The 13468-nt window shown below is 67.9% G+C and carries 13 protein-coding genes; 5 read left to right on the forward strand and 8 right to left on the reverse strand.

Going from position 1 to position 13468, the window contains the following annotated elements; translation table 11 throughout:
• From NBW77_RS15685 to NBW77_RS15695, 3 genes are all read left to right on the forward strand, one after another.
• The coding region (locus tag NBW77_RS15685) for a hypothetical protein (RefSeq protein ID WP_250279931.1) at positions 1-644 on the forward strand (644 nt) is incomplete at its 5' end.
• A 59-nt stretch (positions 645-703) separates the two neighbouring features.
• The gene (locus tag NBW77_RS15690; RefSeq protein WP_250279932.1) at positions 704-1822 is read left to right on the forward strand and encodes a glycosyltransferase family 2 protein; all 1119 of its coding nucleotides are present in this window, start codon (positions 704-706) and stop codon (positions 1820-1822) included.
• 98 nt (positions 1823-1920) lie between these two features.
• The gene (locus tag NBW77_RS15695; protein ID WP_165485821.1) at positions 1921-3666 is read left to right on the forward strand and encodes a lipopolysaccharide biosynthesis protein; all 1746 of its coding nucleotides are present in this window, start codon (positions 1921-1923) and stop codon (positions 3664-3666) included.
• Positions 3667-3711: 45 nt separating this feature from the next.
• On the opposite strand, the gene NBW77_RS15700 is transcribed toward NBW77_RS15695, so the two are convergent.
• From NBW77_RS15700 to NBW77_RS15725, 6 genes are all read right to left on the reverse strand, one after another.
• Positions 3712-4842 carry a DegT/DnrJ/EryC1/StrS family aminotransferase gene (locus tag NBW77_RS15700; protein ID WP_207386819.1) on the reverse strand — a complete coding sequence of 377 codons (1131 nt, stop codon included), beginning with the start codon at positions 4840-4842 and terminating at the stop codon, positions 3712-3714.
• Complete coding sequence (locus NBW77_RS15705) at positions 4839-5870, reverse strand: SDR family NAD(P)-dependent oxidoreductase (RefSeq protein WP_242605559.1); 1032 nt, start codon at positions 5868-5870, stop codon at positions 4839-4841. The genes NBW77_RS15700 and NBW77_RS15705 overlap by 4 nt, the downstream gene beginning before the upstream one ends.
• 132 nt (positions 5871-6002) lie before the next feature.
• Positions 6003-7049 (reverse strand): Gfo/Idh/MocA family protein, encoded by a 1047-nt coding sequence (locus NBW77_RS15710; protein ID WP_131745312.1) that lies wholly within the window; start codon positions 7047-7049, stop codon positions 6003-6005.
• Between the two features lie 254 nt (positions 7050-7303).
• Entirely contained in the window at positions 7304-7909 is a 606-nt protein-coding gene (pth, locus tag NBW77_RS15715) for an aminoacyl-tRNA hydrolase (RefSeq protein ID WP_131745311.1), read from the reverse strand.
• 34 nt (positions 7910-7943) lie between these two features.
• Positions 7944-8600 (reverse strand): 50S ribosomal protein L25/general stress protein Ctc, encoded by a 657-nt coding sequence (locus NBW77_RS15720; protein WP_250279933.1) that lies wholly within the window; start codon positions 8598-8600, stop codon positions 7944-7946.
• A gap of 245 nt (positions 8601-8845) precedes the next feature.
• Complete coding sequence (locus NBW77_RS15725) at positions 8846-9178, reverse strand: YnfA family protein (RefSeq protein WP_131745310.1); 333 nt, start codon at positions 9176-9178, stop codon at positions 8846-8848.
• Between the two features lie 85 nt (positions 9179-9263).
• Here NBW77_RS15725 and NBW77_RS15730 point away from each other — a divergent pair, with 85 nt between their 5' ends.
• Both NBW77_RS15730 and NBW77_RS15735 read left to right on the forward strand, forming a co-directional pair.
• The gene (locus tag NBW77_RS15730) at positions 9264-9941 is read left to right on the forward strand and encodes a response regulator transcription factor (RefSeq protein ID WP_131745309.1); all 678 of its coding nucleotides are present in this window, start codon (positions 9264-9266) and stop codon (positions 9939-9941) included.
• A 9-nt stretch (positions 9942-9950) separates the two neighbouring features.
• Positions 9951-11354, forward strand: coding sequence for a sensor histidine kinase (locus NBW77_RS15735; RefSeq protein ID WP_250279934.1), 1404 nt, complete (start codon positions 9951-9953; stop codon positions 11352-11354).
• Here NBW77_RS15735 and NBW77_RS15740 read toward each other — a convergent pair.
• Entirely contained in the window at positions 11334-12443 is a 1110-nt protein-coding gene (locus NBW77_RS15740; protein ID WP_131745307.1) for an XdhC family protein, read from the reverse strand. The two genes, NBW77_RS15735 and NBW77_RS15740, sit on opposite strands and share 21 nt — an antisense overlap.
• A gap of 33 nt (positions 12444-12476) precedes the next feature.
• Positions 12477-13451, reverse strand: coding sequence for a ribose-phosphate diphosphokinase (locus NBW77_RS15745; RefSeq protein ID WP_131745306.1), 975 nt, complete (start codon positions 13449-13451; stop codon positions 12477-12479).
• Positions 13452-13468: the final 17 nt, after the last annotated feature.

A 13468-nucleotide genomic window follows, 5' to 3' on the forward strand; every position in this document is an offset into this window, starting at 1 on the left:
GTGATCTGGTGCGCGGTTGGACGATCTGGCCCGGCCGGACCTGGCTCGCGCGACGCTGCCGCCGCGGGGACAACTGCATCACCTCGCCGGAGGTGGTGATGCGCACGGAACTGGTGCGACAACACGGCGGTCTGCGAGCGGAGCTCCCGCACACCCATGACATGGAGCTGTGGCTTCGACTGGCCGCGCTTGCCGATGTCGGCCATGTGGACGGTCCCGATCAGGCATGGCACCGCGAGCATCCCGCGAGTCTGTCCGTTCGGGATTTCGCCTCCCAGGTGAGCGACCTTCGTGAACGCCACCACGCGTTCCAGGTTCTGTTCTCCGAAATGGGGTCCCGCATAGACCGGGCCGGGCAATTGGCCGCGGTGGCCAGGCACGCACTGACCCTGGAAGCACTCGACCGGGCCTGCCGTGCGTACGACCGTGGTCATGTCCACGAGGTGCCGGTCGATGAGCTCGCCGCGTTCGCGCTCGAGCTGGAGCCTGCGGCTACCCGACTGCCGCAGTGGAAGGCCCTGGAACTTCGCCGTCGGATCGGGCCGCGTCTCACGCCGGTGTTGCCGCCCTTCGTCGCCCGTGCAGCCACCCGCCGGCTGGCCGACGAGTGGGGCCGGCGACAATGGCTACGGAATGGAGTCTGACTGTGACTACAGGATCATCGGCGACCCTGACGCGTGCGACCTCCGTGTGGACGAGCAGCGTGACCAGGCTTGCCGCTTCAGGATCACGGGTCCGGCTGTTAGAGCCGACCGCCCCGGAGCGTGCCGCGGTTCGGGCTACCGTGGTCATCCCGTGCTACCGCTACGGCCACTTTCTCGAAGCTGCTGTCAGCAGCGCACTCGACCAGCCGGGCGTGAACGTCGATGTGATCATCGTCGATGACGCCTCACCGGATGGAAGCGGAGACCGCGCGGAGGAGATAGCCGGGCGAAACCCCGCTGTCAGCGTCATCCGGCACCCCCGCAATGCCGGGCACATAGCCACCTTCAACGACGGGCTCGCGGCCGCGAGCGGCGACTACGTCGTCGTGCTTTCGGCCGACGACCTTCTGGCCCCCGGTTCGATCAGCCGTGCGACCTCCCTGATGGAAGCCCATCCGAACGTCGGCCTGGTGTACGGAAGGACGCCGAGGTTCACCGGTCAGCCACCACTGCCGACGCGGACCGGTGCCGAGAGCTGGCTGGTGTGGGCCGGTAGGCACTGGCTCGCCCAGCGTTGCCGTGCGGGTCGGAACTGCATCTTCAGCCCCGAAGCGATCATGCGGACATCGGTGTTGAGGCAGATCGGTGGATACGATCCGATCCTGCCGCACACCTCCGATCTGGCGATGTGGCTCCAGGCCGCGACACTGGCGGATGTCGGTTATGTACTCGGTCCGGAGGCCGCCTTCTATCGGGAGCATGGGCAGAACATGCACTCGTCGACGTTCGAGGGAAACCGCGGGTCCGGCATGGTCATCGATCTGCGGGAACGGCGACGCACCTTCGACGAGGTCCTGGCCTGGGCGGACCACCGAGCGCCACTGCCGCCGGACCTGAGGGAACAGGCCCACCGCGCCCTCGCCACCGAGGCCCTTGACCTGGCGAACCGGGCATACTTCTGGGGTGTCCCGGACGGCTGGCCAGTGTCCGAGCTGGTCGACTTCGCCGTCGAGACCTGGCCGGAGATCCGCCGCTCGCCGCGCTGGCGGCTGTTCAGCGTCAAGCACTCCCTCGGTCCGAGATGGTCGCGACACAACCCTCTCTGCCTGCCGCAGAACGTGATGGTTCGTGCGCAGAACCAGATCCGTGAGTGGCGCTGGGAACGAGTCGGGCTCTAACGCGTGCCTCAGGACACCATCTGGCCGCGCTCGGTCGCCGCCCCGGTCCTGCCGTTGTCCAGCCGGCTTCGAGCGGCGCCCACGCGGACGGCGTGGCGGTGAGCGGTTCCGCGAACGACCAGCTTGGCAAACTGGTCCGCAAAGGGGCCTTGTGGACCACGCTCAACGTGGGGCTCACCCGTTTCGGCCAGTTCGGCATCGGGATCGTTGTCGCGCGGATCATCGACCCCAACGCGTTCGGCGTCTTCGCCGTCGCCCTCACAGTACTCAACATCGTGATCAACGTCTCCGAACTCGGGGTCAGCGCGGCGCTGATCCGGGGAGACGCCGAGGACGAACGGCGTATCGCCCCCACCGTGGCCACCATCTCGGTGTTGACCAGCTCCACGCTGAGCCTTCTCATGGTCGCGTTGGCGCCGGATCTGTCGCGACTTCTCGGTGCGGCCGATGCGACCGACGCGGTACGGGTCCTGTCCATCACCGTGTTCCTGGCCGGATTCGGCGCCGTCCCGTCGGCGTTGCTCAAGCGGGACTTCCGTCAGGACCGTCAGTTCGTCGCCGACACAGCGAGCCTGGTGGTGTCGACCGCGCTCATCCTGCCGCTCGCCATGGCCGGCTGGGGGGCCATGGCGCTTGCCTGGTCGAGGGCCGGGGGGCAGGTGGTCGCCGTCCTCATCCTGATCGCCTATTCGACCCGCAGCGTCCGGTTCGGTTTCAAGCGGTCGGAGGCCCGGGACCTGCTCGTGTTCGGCCTTCCGCTGACCGGATCCAACATCGTCGGCTTCCTGTTGATCAATATCGACTACATAGTCATCGGACGGAAACTGGGCGCCGTCCCGCTCGGCCTTTACACCCTGGCGTTCAACATGTCGGGCTGGCCGATGAATGTTTTCAGCTCGGTCGTCCGCAGCGTTGCCCTGCCCGCGTTCGCACGAATACGTGAAGACACCGCGACCCTGCCGAAACGGTTCACAGGCGCGGCAGGAAACGTGGCGGCGGTCACCTTCCCGGTTTGTGCGATCATGGCCGGTCTGGCGACACCGCTGATCGTCGGCGTGTACGGCGAGAAATGGCGACCCGCGGCGGCGGTGCTGGTCTGGCTGGCCGTACTGGGCGCCCTGCGGACCGTGATCGAACTGTGTCTGGACTTCGTGGTCGCTCTGGGCAGGACCCGATGGATCCTGAATCTGCAACTCTTGTGGCTCATCGCCCTCACCCCGGCCATGGTCATCGGAGTGGACGCCGACGGGATCGTCGGCGCCGGGATCGTCCACTCCCTGGTGACCGCCGGAATCGTCCTACCCGCCTGCGTGTGGATGCTCCGCCTCGGCGGCATCACCCCCGCACTGTTCGTGCGCGCACTGGCGACGATCATTATCGCCGCGGTGGGTGCGGGGACGCTTGCGCATCTCGTAGCCGCACGCGTCGCCAACCCATGGCTGGGGTGCGTCGCGGGAGGTCTGGTCGGCGTCGCCGCCTACGCCGCGATGCAACGCAGGCGGACCCGGATCCTCGTCCAGCAGCTTGCGTCCCGCCGGAACCGAAACCGCGTGTCTCTACCAGACCCGGATCGGACCGCAGACCCCGAGGGGGACCCGGCCAGGACGATCAGCACTGTCAACGACTACCCCGGACTGCCGCTCCAAAGAGGAGCCGATGCGATGTCAGTAGGCGTCCTGGTGGACTCCCCACCCACCATGCCGCTCCTGTTGCGGACCTACGTCCCACGAGCGCGGACAGCACCTCCGCCTCCTGTCGTTCCCGCGGGACCGCCAGCTCCCGCGGGACCGCCGACCTCACCGGCACGAGGACGCCGTGCCGGTGGAAGACATCGACGCCGCTGAGACCCCGGCACAGGCCCGAACGGGTTCGAACGCTTCGAACGCGGTTCACGCGGTCAGGGCGTCACGTAGGGCGTCCACCACCGTCCGCTGGTCGTCGTCGGTCAGATGATGGTGCAGCGGCAGGATCACCGAACGACTCGTAAGCCACTCCGTAACAGAAAGATCACCATGCGGGACGTCGGCGTACGGCGGTTCCAGGTGTGCCGCCATGATCCCACGGCGGGCAGAGACACCTCGGGACGCCAGAAACGCGAGGACATCCTCCCGGGAACGTGGCGCATCCTCCGGGAGGATGACCCAGAACGCCTGGTAGTTGGCCTCCCCGTGAGACGGGTCCCGGACCGGGACCAGGCCCGCGATGTCAGCGAGCAGATCGTGGTAGCGGGCCGCCAGGGTTCGCCGCCGGGCCACCATCCGCTCGAGGCGACCCAACTGGACAAGGCCGACCGCGGCCTGCAGGTCGGTCATCCGGTAGTTGAACCCGACCTCCAGGTACTGTTCGAGGACTATCCGGTCGCTGGTGTGCCGGTCGGCGGCGCTGACGCTCATCCCGTGCTCACGCAGCCGGCGTAGCCTGACCGCATCCGCTTCGTCATCCAGGGTGAGCATGCCGCCTTCGCCGGTGGTGAGCAGCTTGCGCGGGTGGAACGACCAGGCCGCGACCCGTGCCCCGGCGCCCACCGGAGAGCCCCGGTAGGTGGAGCCGGCCGCACATGCGGCGTCTTCGACCACGGCGATGCCGAGGGGGTCGCACAGTGCCCGCATGGCCTCGGTGTCCGCGGGCATCCCACCCTGGTGGACGAGAATGACCGCTTTCGTTCGCGGGGTGAGGACCGTTTCCACGGTCTTCGCCGTGAGATTGCCGGTGGCCGCCTCGACATCGGCGAACACCACCTCGCCGCCGACATAGCGCACACAGTTCGCCGTGGCGATGAACGAGAACGACGGGACGACCACCTCGTCCCCCGACCCCACCCCCACCGCGATCATGGCAAGGTGCAGGGCGGTCGTGCACGAACTGGTCGCAACAGCGTGACCGGCACCTACGTGGTCGGCGAACGCCCGCTCGAACGCGGCCACCCGCGGACCCTGCGCAACCCAGCCGCTTGCCAGGGTCTCCGCAACCGCGTCCGCCTCCTCCTGACCGAGCCAGGGCTTCATGACGGGGATCGTCACGAGGCCGCTCCGGCCGCGCCCTCGTCCTGTCCGTCCGGCCCGCAGTGTTGCTCCGCCTGCCACCAGTCGACCAGGCGCCGCAGCCCTTCCGCAAGGTCGATCTCAGCCTTGAAGCCGAGCCTCGACGCAGCGGCGGCGGTGTCGGCGAGTCGCCGGGACACCGGACTCGCGGCCCGGGCCGGGCCGAACTCCAGTCCGAGGTCGGCGCGTCCCATAACCGCCTGGAGAGATTCGGCCAAGGCACGCAGGGACGTCTCGGTACCCGAGGCGACGTTGAACACCTCGTCGGTGACGTCGGCCTCCGCCGCCAACAGGTTCGCCCGCGCGATGTCATCGGTGTAGACGAAGTCCATCGTCTGGGAACCGTCGCCGAGGATCAGCGGAGCCGTGCCGGCGGCGATCCGTTCCATCCAGCGAACCAGCACCTCGGTGTAGACGCCGTGGATGTCCATCCTCGGGCCATACACGTTGAAATAACGCAACGCGACATAGTTGAGCCCGTGCGCCGCGTGGAAGCTGCGCAGCAGACCTTCGTTGAACAACTTCGCGGCGCCGTAGAGGGTGTCGTTGGCGTAGGGATGGTGGTCCTCCCTGGTCGGGAAGTCGACCGCCTGCCCGTACACGGATGCGGACGATGACGCGACCACCTTGCGGACGCCTGCGGCAAGCGCGGCCTCGACCACGTCATAGGTGCCGTCGACAAGGACCTCCAGTGCCAGCCGCGGTTCCTCCACGCACTGGGTGATCCGCAGAGCGGCCAGATGGAAGACGACGTCGATACCAACCATCAGCTCGGCGAGCAGCGTCCGGTCCTGGATGTCCCCTTCCACCAGGCGCACCCGGCCGGAAGCCAGCGCGCCCACGAGATTGGCTCTCCGGCCACGGACGAAGTTGTCGACAACGATGATCTCAGCCGCCCCGGCCGCGACCAGACGATCACAGACCGCCGAACCGATCGTGCCGGCTCCGCCCGTCACCAGACAGCGGGACCCTGCCAGCGGCACTGCTGCCGTCTGCGTGCTTTCCACCTGAAGTTACTTCCCTCCGTCGTTGCAGGGTTGCCGTGAGGATTGCCGTGGGGATTGCCGTGGGAGGCACGGCGATGAAGAGCGAGCCGAACGCGCGAACGGAATCAACGCGCTCCGGGTTCGAGTACCGCCTCAACGATCAACGCGCAGCGGAACCGTGGCGCCGTAGTACTCCAGGCTTCGGGACGCGGCCTCCAGGATGTCGAGCACGCGCAGTCCGGCACGGCCGTCGGTGCGGGCCGCCCGGCCTTCGCTGATGGCGTCCGCCCACTCGGTCATGACCGAGGCAAGTGCCTCACGTTCGAGAAGTGCCGGGGCCACCATGTCACCGCTCCGATAGGAGATCATCCTGTCGTAGCGGGCCTCGTCCCCGAGGTTCTCGGCGGAGCTCAGGTCCACCCCGCGGTCATGGATCGTCAGCCGCTGTGCGGGATTGAGGTCGTCCCAGACCAGCGTCCGCCGGGACCCGCCGACGATCGTGGTACGAACCTTGGTCGGAGACAGCCAGTTGACATGGGCATGAGCGATCGCGCCGCCGGTGAGTGACAGCGTCAGGTAGGCGACGCAGGCTCGGCCCGCACCGATCGGATCGGCGCCCTGCGCGGAGACCGCCTGGGGAACCACACCGGGTGGCAGAATGAAGTCGAGAATCGACAGATCATGCGGGGCGAGGTCCCAGAGCACGTCGACGTCACGCTGGATGAGACCCAGGTTGATGCGCACCGAGTCGACATAGTGAATGTCACCGAGCTCCCCTCCGTGCACGAGCTCACGTATTTTCGTCACTGCCGGCGTATAGCAGTAGGTGTGGTCACACATCAGGACCAGCCCGCGTTCCTCCGCCGCATCGACAAGCTTGGCGCCTTCCGCCGACGATGAGGCCAGGGGTTTCTCCACGAGAAGGTGCTTTCCGGCGTCCAGTGCCCGCAGGGCGACCTCGGCGTGGGTCGCGGCGGGAGTGGCCACGGCGACCGCGGTGACGTCCGCGTCTCCCAGGACGTCATCAAGCGAGGACGTCGTCCGCACCGTGCTGTAGGGACCGACAACCGCGCGGGCCCTTTCAGCATCGAGGTCACACAACCACCGCAGCCGCATCCGGGGCGAAGCCTGGATATTGCGAACCAGGTTCGGACCCCAGTACCCAGCGCCCACCACGGCGACGCCTATTGGCTCCGACATGACTCGCCACCCCCGATGAACGATCACTCCATTGCGGTTGATAGCGATGATTATGCCAACAGCAGGCGACTTGGTGGACAACACCTTCCCAGGCATTGCCACAATAATGGAACTCTTTTTTGACAACGGATGGCAGAGACCCCAATCATCACCCGATCCAAGACCCACTCAGCCCCTAGGAATCCCCGGAGAAATCTCTACTCGAGCCGTCACCGTATGGCGCACGGACCGTCTCCGTACGGCGCACCAGGTCGTTACTGAGGAGAAGCGTGGAAGGCGTTCTGGGTGGCCTCGAGCCCATAACCCACCAGCGACTCGACCGCGTCGGCCACACGGTCCAGCACAAACGGCAGTTCCTTGCGCTCGGGCACCGAAAAGTCCCGCAGGACGAAGTCGGCCGGGTCCATCCGGCCGGGCGGACGGCCGATACCGACCCGCACTCGCAGGTACTCCCGCGATCCCAGCGAAGCTGTGACCGACCGCAGGCCGTTATGGCCGTTGTCGCCGCCCCCGATCTTGAGCCGGACCGTTTCGAAGGGGAGATCCAGCTCGTCGTGGATGACGACAATCCGCCCGACGTCAGCCTTGAAGAACGTCCGGAGGGCCGCCACCGGCGCACCCGAAGTGTTCATGAAGGAGCCAGGCTTGGCGAGCACGGTACGCGCTCCGGCAAGCCTGGATTCCACGACGTCCGCACGTCCCCGATGGGAACGGAAACGGCCCCCGACCCGCTCGGCGAGCAGGTCGAGGACCATGGACCCGACATTGTGACGATTTCCCGCATAGGCGGGGCCTGGATTACCCAGACCGATGACCAGCCACGGACCGGTAGCCAGGCCGTCGGTTTCCGGCGGCGTCATCAGTCCCTCAGCCCCTCAGTCCCTCAGCCCCTCATCAGACCGACGAGTCCGCCTTCTCAGCCGCCGCGGCGCTTGCGGCGGCGCTTGCGGCACCGCCACCGGTTGCCTGCTCGGCCTCGGCAAGTTCGGCATCCATCTGGGCTGCGGTCAACTTTGCCTGTCCCTGGACGACAACCTGCGCGGCGTCCGTCTCCAGCGCCGAGCCCTTGGGGAGGACGAGCTGACCGGCGCTGATGCTCGCGCCGGGCTGGAGACCGGTGATGTCGACCTCGATGGACCCCGGGATTTCGGTCGCATCGGCCTGCAGCGAGATGGTGTTCAACTGCTGGTCGACGAAGGTGTCGCTGTGGGCGTCACCGACCAGCACAACCTGGACCTCGATGGTCACCCGCTCACCCTTACGGATGATGACCAGGTCGATGTGCTCGTAACTGCCCTTGATCGGGTGCCGCTGGACCTCCTTCGGCAGGGCGAGCTGCGTCCCGTCGGACAGTTCCAGCGTGAGCAACACGTTCGTACCGGCGTCGGTCTTGAACGCGTGGAGAAGTTCGTGAGCCTGCAGCGAGATGTGGCGGGGCGGCTGACCGTGGCCGTACAGAACGGCCGGGACCTTGCCGGCCTTGCGGGTACGACGAGCCCCGCCCTTACCGAACTCGGTGCGGGGCTCCGCGACGATGCGGACCTCGGACATGGCGGTACTCATCCTCTCCGTGCAACTATTGGGAACCAGCGAAGTGTGCTGGACGTTCCCCTCCGGTGCGGTCTTCCACACTACTTCACGGGTACGGGGTGCTCCCGGCCAGGCCCGGCTCACAGCCACGCCATCACGCCTGGACGAACAGGTCACACCTCGCGGTCACACTTCGCCCCGCCTTGTTCCGGAGCCGTTCCGCAGCCCTTCCGGAGCCCTTCCGCAGCGACCCGTCGGCGACGGAGTCACCTCCGGGGAGCGAACATGATGAGGCCCACGCCGGCCAGACAGACCAGCGCACCGGCAATGTCGTACCGGTCGGGCCGGTAACCGTCGGCAACGACACCCCAGGCGAGAGACCCGGCAACGAACACCCCGCCGTAGGCCGCGAGGACGCGCCCGAAGTGCGGGTCCGGCTGGAGGGTCGCGACAAACCCATAGGCGCACAGCGAAACCAGACCACCGCAGACGAAGGGGACACCCCGGTGCTCCCGGATCCCCTGCCACACCAGCCACGCCCCACCGATCTCCGCGAGCGCGGCGAGGACGAACAGTGCGGCGGTGCGGACGACGACCATGAGGCCTTTCGCGGGAGCGTGTCCGAGAACCGTCTGCCCGGCCCGGTGGGACCGGAGGACCGATCCTGGACCTAAGGTAATTGCCGTGCGTGTTCTCATCGTCGAAGACGAGCTCCGCATGGCGGCGCTGCTCCGGCGCGGCCTCGTCGAGGAAGGCTACGCCGTCGACGTCGTGGGGAACGGCACGGACGCGGTATGGCTCGCCACCGAGGTCGCCTATGATGCCGTCGTACTGGACCTGATGCTTCCGGGCATCGACGGATTCGAGGTCTGCCGGCGGCTGCGGGCAGCGGGGCGTTGGGCGCCGGTACTGATGCTGACCGCCCGCGGTGTGGTGTCCGACCGGGTTCAGGGACTCGACGCCGGGGCTGATGACTACGTCGCCAAACCGTTCAGCTTTGCCGAACTCTCGGCCCGGCTGCGGGCGCTGATCCGCCGTGGCGCGCCCGTGCGGCCGATCGTGCTACGCGTGGGTGACCTGTCGCTGGACCCGGCTGCACGCCGAGCCAGGCGCGGCACCACGGAACTGGACCTCTCCCCCCGGGAGTTCGCGATCCTGGAGTTGTTCATGCGTCATCCGGGCGAGGTACTGACCCGGACACGCATCCTCGAACACGTCTGGGACTTCGCCTACGACGGGATGTCGAATGTTGTCGACCAGTACATCGCCTACCTGCGTCGCAAGATCGACCGTCCGTTCGGGATGGACCAGCTGGAGACGGTCCGCGGGGCCGGCTACCGGTTGCGTGCTCCCGCCGGGTAACACCCTCTGATGCCGCTGCGGCTCCGCCTCGCCATCCTGTTCGGGCTGGGGGCCGCCGGCGTGCTGGCCGTCGCCGGCATCGGCTTCTTCTTCCAGTTACGGGCGAGCCTGGACGCCTCCTTGGACTCCACGCTGCAGGCCCGTTCGGAGGCGCTGGCGGTCAGGCTCGCCCAGTCGCCGGTGGGACAGCCGCCGGTAGGGCAGCCACCCGCCGGTTCCACCGCCGCCGAGCCGGATGACGCCACGCAGATCCTCAACGTCGACGGAACGGTGCTGGCGTTCTCCCACGGCGCCGGCAGCCGGCCGGAGATCAGCGTTCAACAGATCGCAACGGCCCGCACCGCACCCGTCTTCGTCACGAAGTACCTCGCGGGCGAGCGCAGACGGCTGCTCGCAGCCCCGGCCCGGTCCGCCGGAACCACCGTGGTGTGCGTGGTCAGCGTTCGTACCGACATCACCGACAACGCCGAGGACCACGCCCGGGACGTGATCGTCGTGGGCGGACCACCGGCCGTCGGGCTGGCGGGCCTCGGCGCCTGGCTGCTGGCCGGGGCTGCCCTGCGGCCGGTGGAACGAATGCGCCGGCAGGTCGCCGACATCACCGCCCATGATCCAGCCATGGTGCTCGAGGTCCCCGCGACCCGGGACGAGATCGCGGCACTCGCGAAGACGATGAACGGACTGCTGACCAGGTTGCGGCATGCGGTCGCCCGGGAACGTGGGTTCGTCGCGGACGCCGGCCACGAACTGCGTACTCCACTGACGATCCTGAAGGCCGAACTCGAGCTCGCCGGCCGACCGGGGAGGTCGCGCGAGGAACTCGCGGCCGCGGTGGCGAGCGCCGCCACGGAAACCGACAGGCTGGTCCGGCTGACCGAGGACCTTCTCCTGCTGGCCCGTGCGGACGAGGGCGCGGCCATCCTGCGCATGTCCGTGTTCTCTCTCGGAGAGGTACTGGCGGCCACCGCGTACGGAGCGGCGCTGCGCCATGGTGCCGGCCCCGCCTCCGTCACACTCGACGTGCCCGAGGCGCTCGTCGTGATCGCCGACTCGGACCGGATCCGTCAGGTCATGGGCAACCTTCTTGACAACGCGCTGCACCATGCACCGACTGGAACAGCGGTGGAGGTCGCCGCCTGGCGCTCCCGCGACGTGGCGGTCCGACAGCCCGCCGTCGTCATCGAGGTCCGCGATCACGGGCCGGGCTTCCCGCCGGGATTCCTCCCCCATGCCTTCGAACGGTTCCGCCGCGCCGATGTCGCCCGCGACCGGGACGCCGGTGGGGCCGGCCTGGGCCTCGCCATCGTCCGCACCCTCGTAACGGCGCACGGTGGGACGGTGACAGCCACGAACCGGCCGGATGGCGGTGCCGTCGTCCGGGTGCTTCTTCCGTCAGCCAGCAGCGCGACCTGAATGAATACGGCCGTAGGTGGTGCGCAGGGGACGGCCGGAACCACCCCACCGGCACTGCACGATCTCCGCGGCGATCGACACGGCTGTCTCCTCGAAGGTGCGCGCCCCGAGGTCAAGCCCGATGGGCGAGCGCAGCCGGGCGAGCTCGTCGTCGGTGAGCCCGGCCGCACGGAGCCGGTCCAGCCGGTCGGCATGAGTCCGCCGTGACCCCATCGCCCCGACATAGGACGCAGGTGAACGCAACGCGGTCGCAAGCACCGGGATGTCGAACTTCGGGTCGTGGGTCAGCACGCAGATGACCGTGCTGGGTTCCACTCGGGTGCGGGCCAGGAAGCGTTCCGGCCACTCGCACACCACCTCGTCCGCATGCGGGAAACGCCTGCTGGTCGCGAACACGGGACGGGCATCACACACCGTGATGTGATAGCCGAGAAACGAACCCACCCGTGCCACGGCCGCGGCAAAGTCGGTCGCCCCGAAAACAATCATGCGGGGAGGCGGGGCGAAGGCCTGGATGAAGACCGCAACCCCGGCTGGACGCCGCGCGCCGCCCGGCCCGTAGTGACGCACCCCGGTCAGTCCCTGCGCGAGCATCCCCTGCGCGTCGTCCACGACCGCCGTGTCAAGCCCGCCGGCACCGAGCGACCCCGTAACCCGGTCCGACCACACGGCCATCTGCCGTCCGAGATACTGCCGGTCGAGATCCCCGCCACCGATCAGCGTCGCGAGTGCCACCGGCTCGGCCACCGCCAGGGAGGCAAGCACGTCCCCTACCCTCGCGTTACCCGGCCGGATCAGGATGTCGAGCGTCCCGCCGCAGGTCAGGCCGACTCCGAAGGCATCGGCATCGCTGATCCCATAGGTGTGGCGGACCGCCTCGCCCGACCCCAGAACGCCGACGGCGGCCTGGTAGACCGCGCCTTCGACGCATCCACCGGACACACTGCCGATGACGTCACCAGCCGCGTTCACCGCCATGGCCACACCGGGTTGGCATGGGGCGCTTCCCCGTACGCCCACGACCGTGGCCAGCGCGAACAGGCTCCCTTCCGCCTGCCATAGCCGCAGTTGCTCGGCAATTTCGCGCATGGATCGCGGTCAGACGGTCAGACAGCCCGCCGGTCAGGCGTCACCGCCGAAAAGTTCGGTCACGGAACCGTCCTCGAAGACGGCCTTGATCGCGGCAGCGAGCAACGGCGCGATCGACAGCTCGGTGAGCTTGTCGATGCGGGCCTCACTGCGCAGCGGCAGGGTGTTGGTGAGCACGACCTCACTGATGTCGGAGTTCTTCAGGCGGTCGACAGCGGGGCCGGAGAGCACACCGTGGGTGGCCGCGGCAATCACCTCGACGGCACCGTGTTCCCGAAGCGCCTCGGCCGCCTTGGTGATGGTGCCCGCAGTGTCAATCATGTCGTCAACGATGATGCAGGTCCGACCACGCACCTCACCGACCACGTCGAACATCTTCACCTGGTTCGGGACGTCCGGGTCGCGACGCTTGTGGATGATTGCCAGCGGGCAGCCGAGCCGGTCGGTCCAACGCTCGGCGACCCGGACGCGGCCCGCATCCGGCGCCACCACGGTGACGGCCGACGTGTCGAGCTTGCCCTCGATGTACTCGGCAAGCAGCGGGAGCGCGAACAGATGGTCGACCGGGCCGTCGAAGAAGCCCTGGATCTGGGCGGTGTGCAGGTCCACCGACATCAACCGGTGCGCGCCGGCGGTCTTGAACAGGTCCGCGACGAGCCGGGCCGAGATCGGCTCCCGTCCGCGGTGCTTCTTGTCCTGCCGGGCGTAGGGGTAGAACGGCGCGACCACGGTGATGCGCTTCGCGTTCGCGCGCTTCAGCGCGTCCACCATGATGAGTTGTTCCATCAGCCAGGTGTTCACTGGCGCGGAGTGACACTGAAGCACGAAAGCGTCACACCCACGGACGGACTCCTCGAACCGGACGAAGATCTCGCCGTTCGAGAACTCGTAGGCGCTGGTGGGTACCGGCTCGACGTCGAGTTCCCGAGCCACCTCGGCTACCAGCTCAGGGTGAGCGCGGCCACCGAAAAGCATCAGGTTGCGCCGGTTCTCCGTCTGGTAGGCCATCAGTATTTCTCCAACCT

It is taken from the genome of Frankia sp. Cppng1_Ct_nod, from assembly GCF_920656135.1.
Lineage (GTDB): Bacteria > Actinomycetota > Actinomycetes > Frankiales > Frankiaceae > Protofrankia > Protofrankia meridionalis.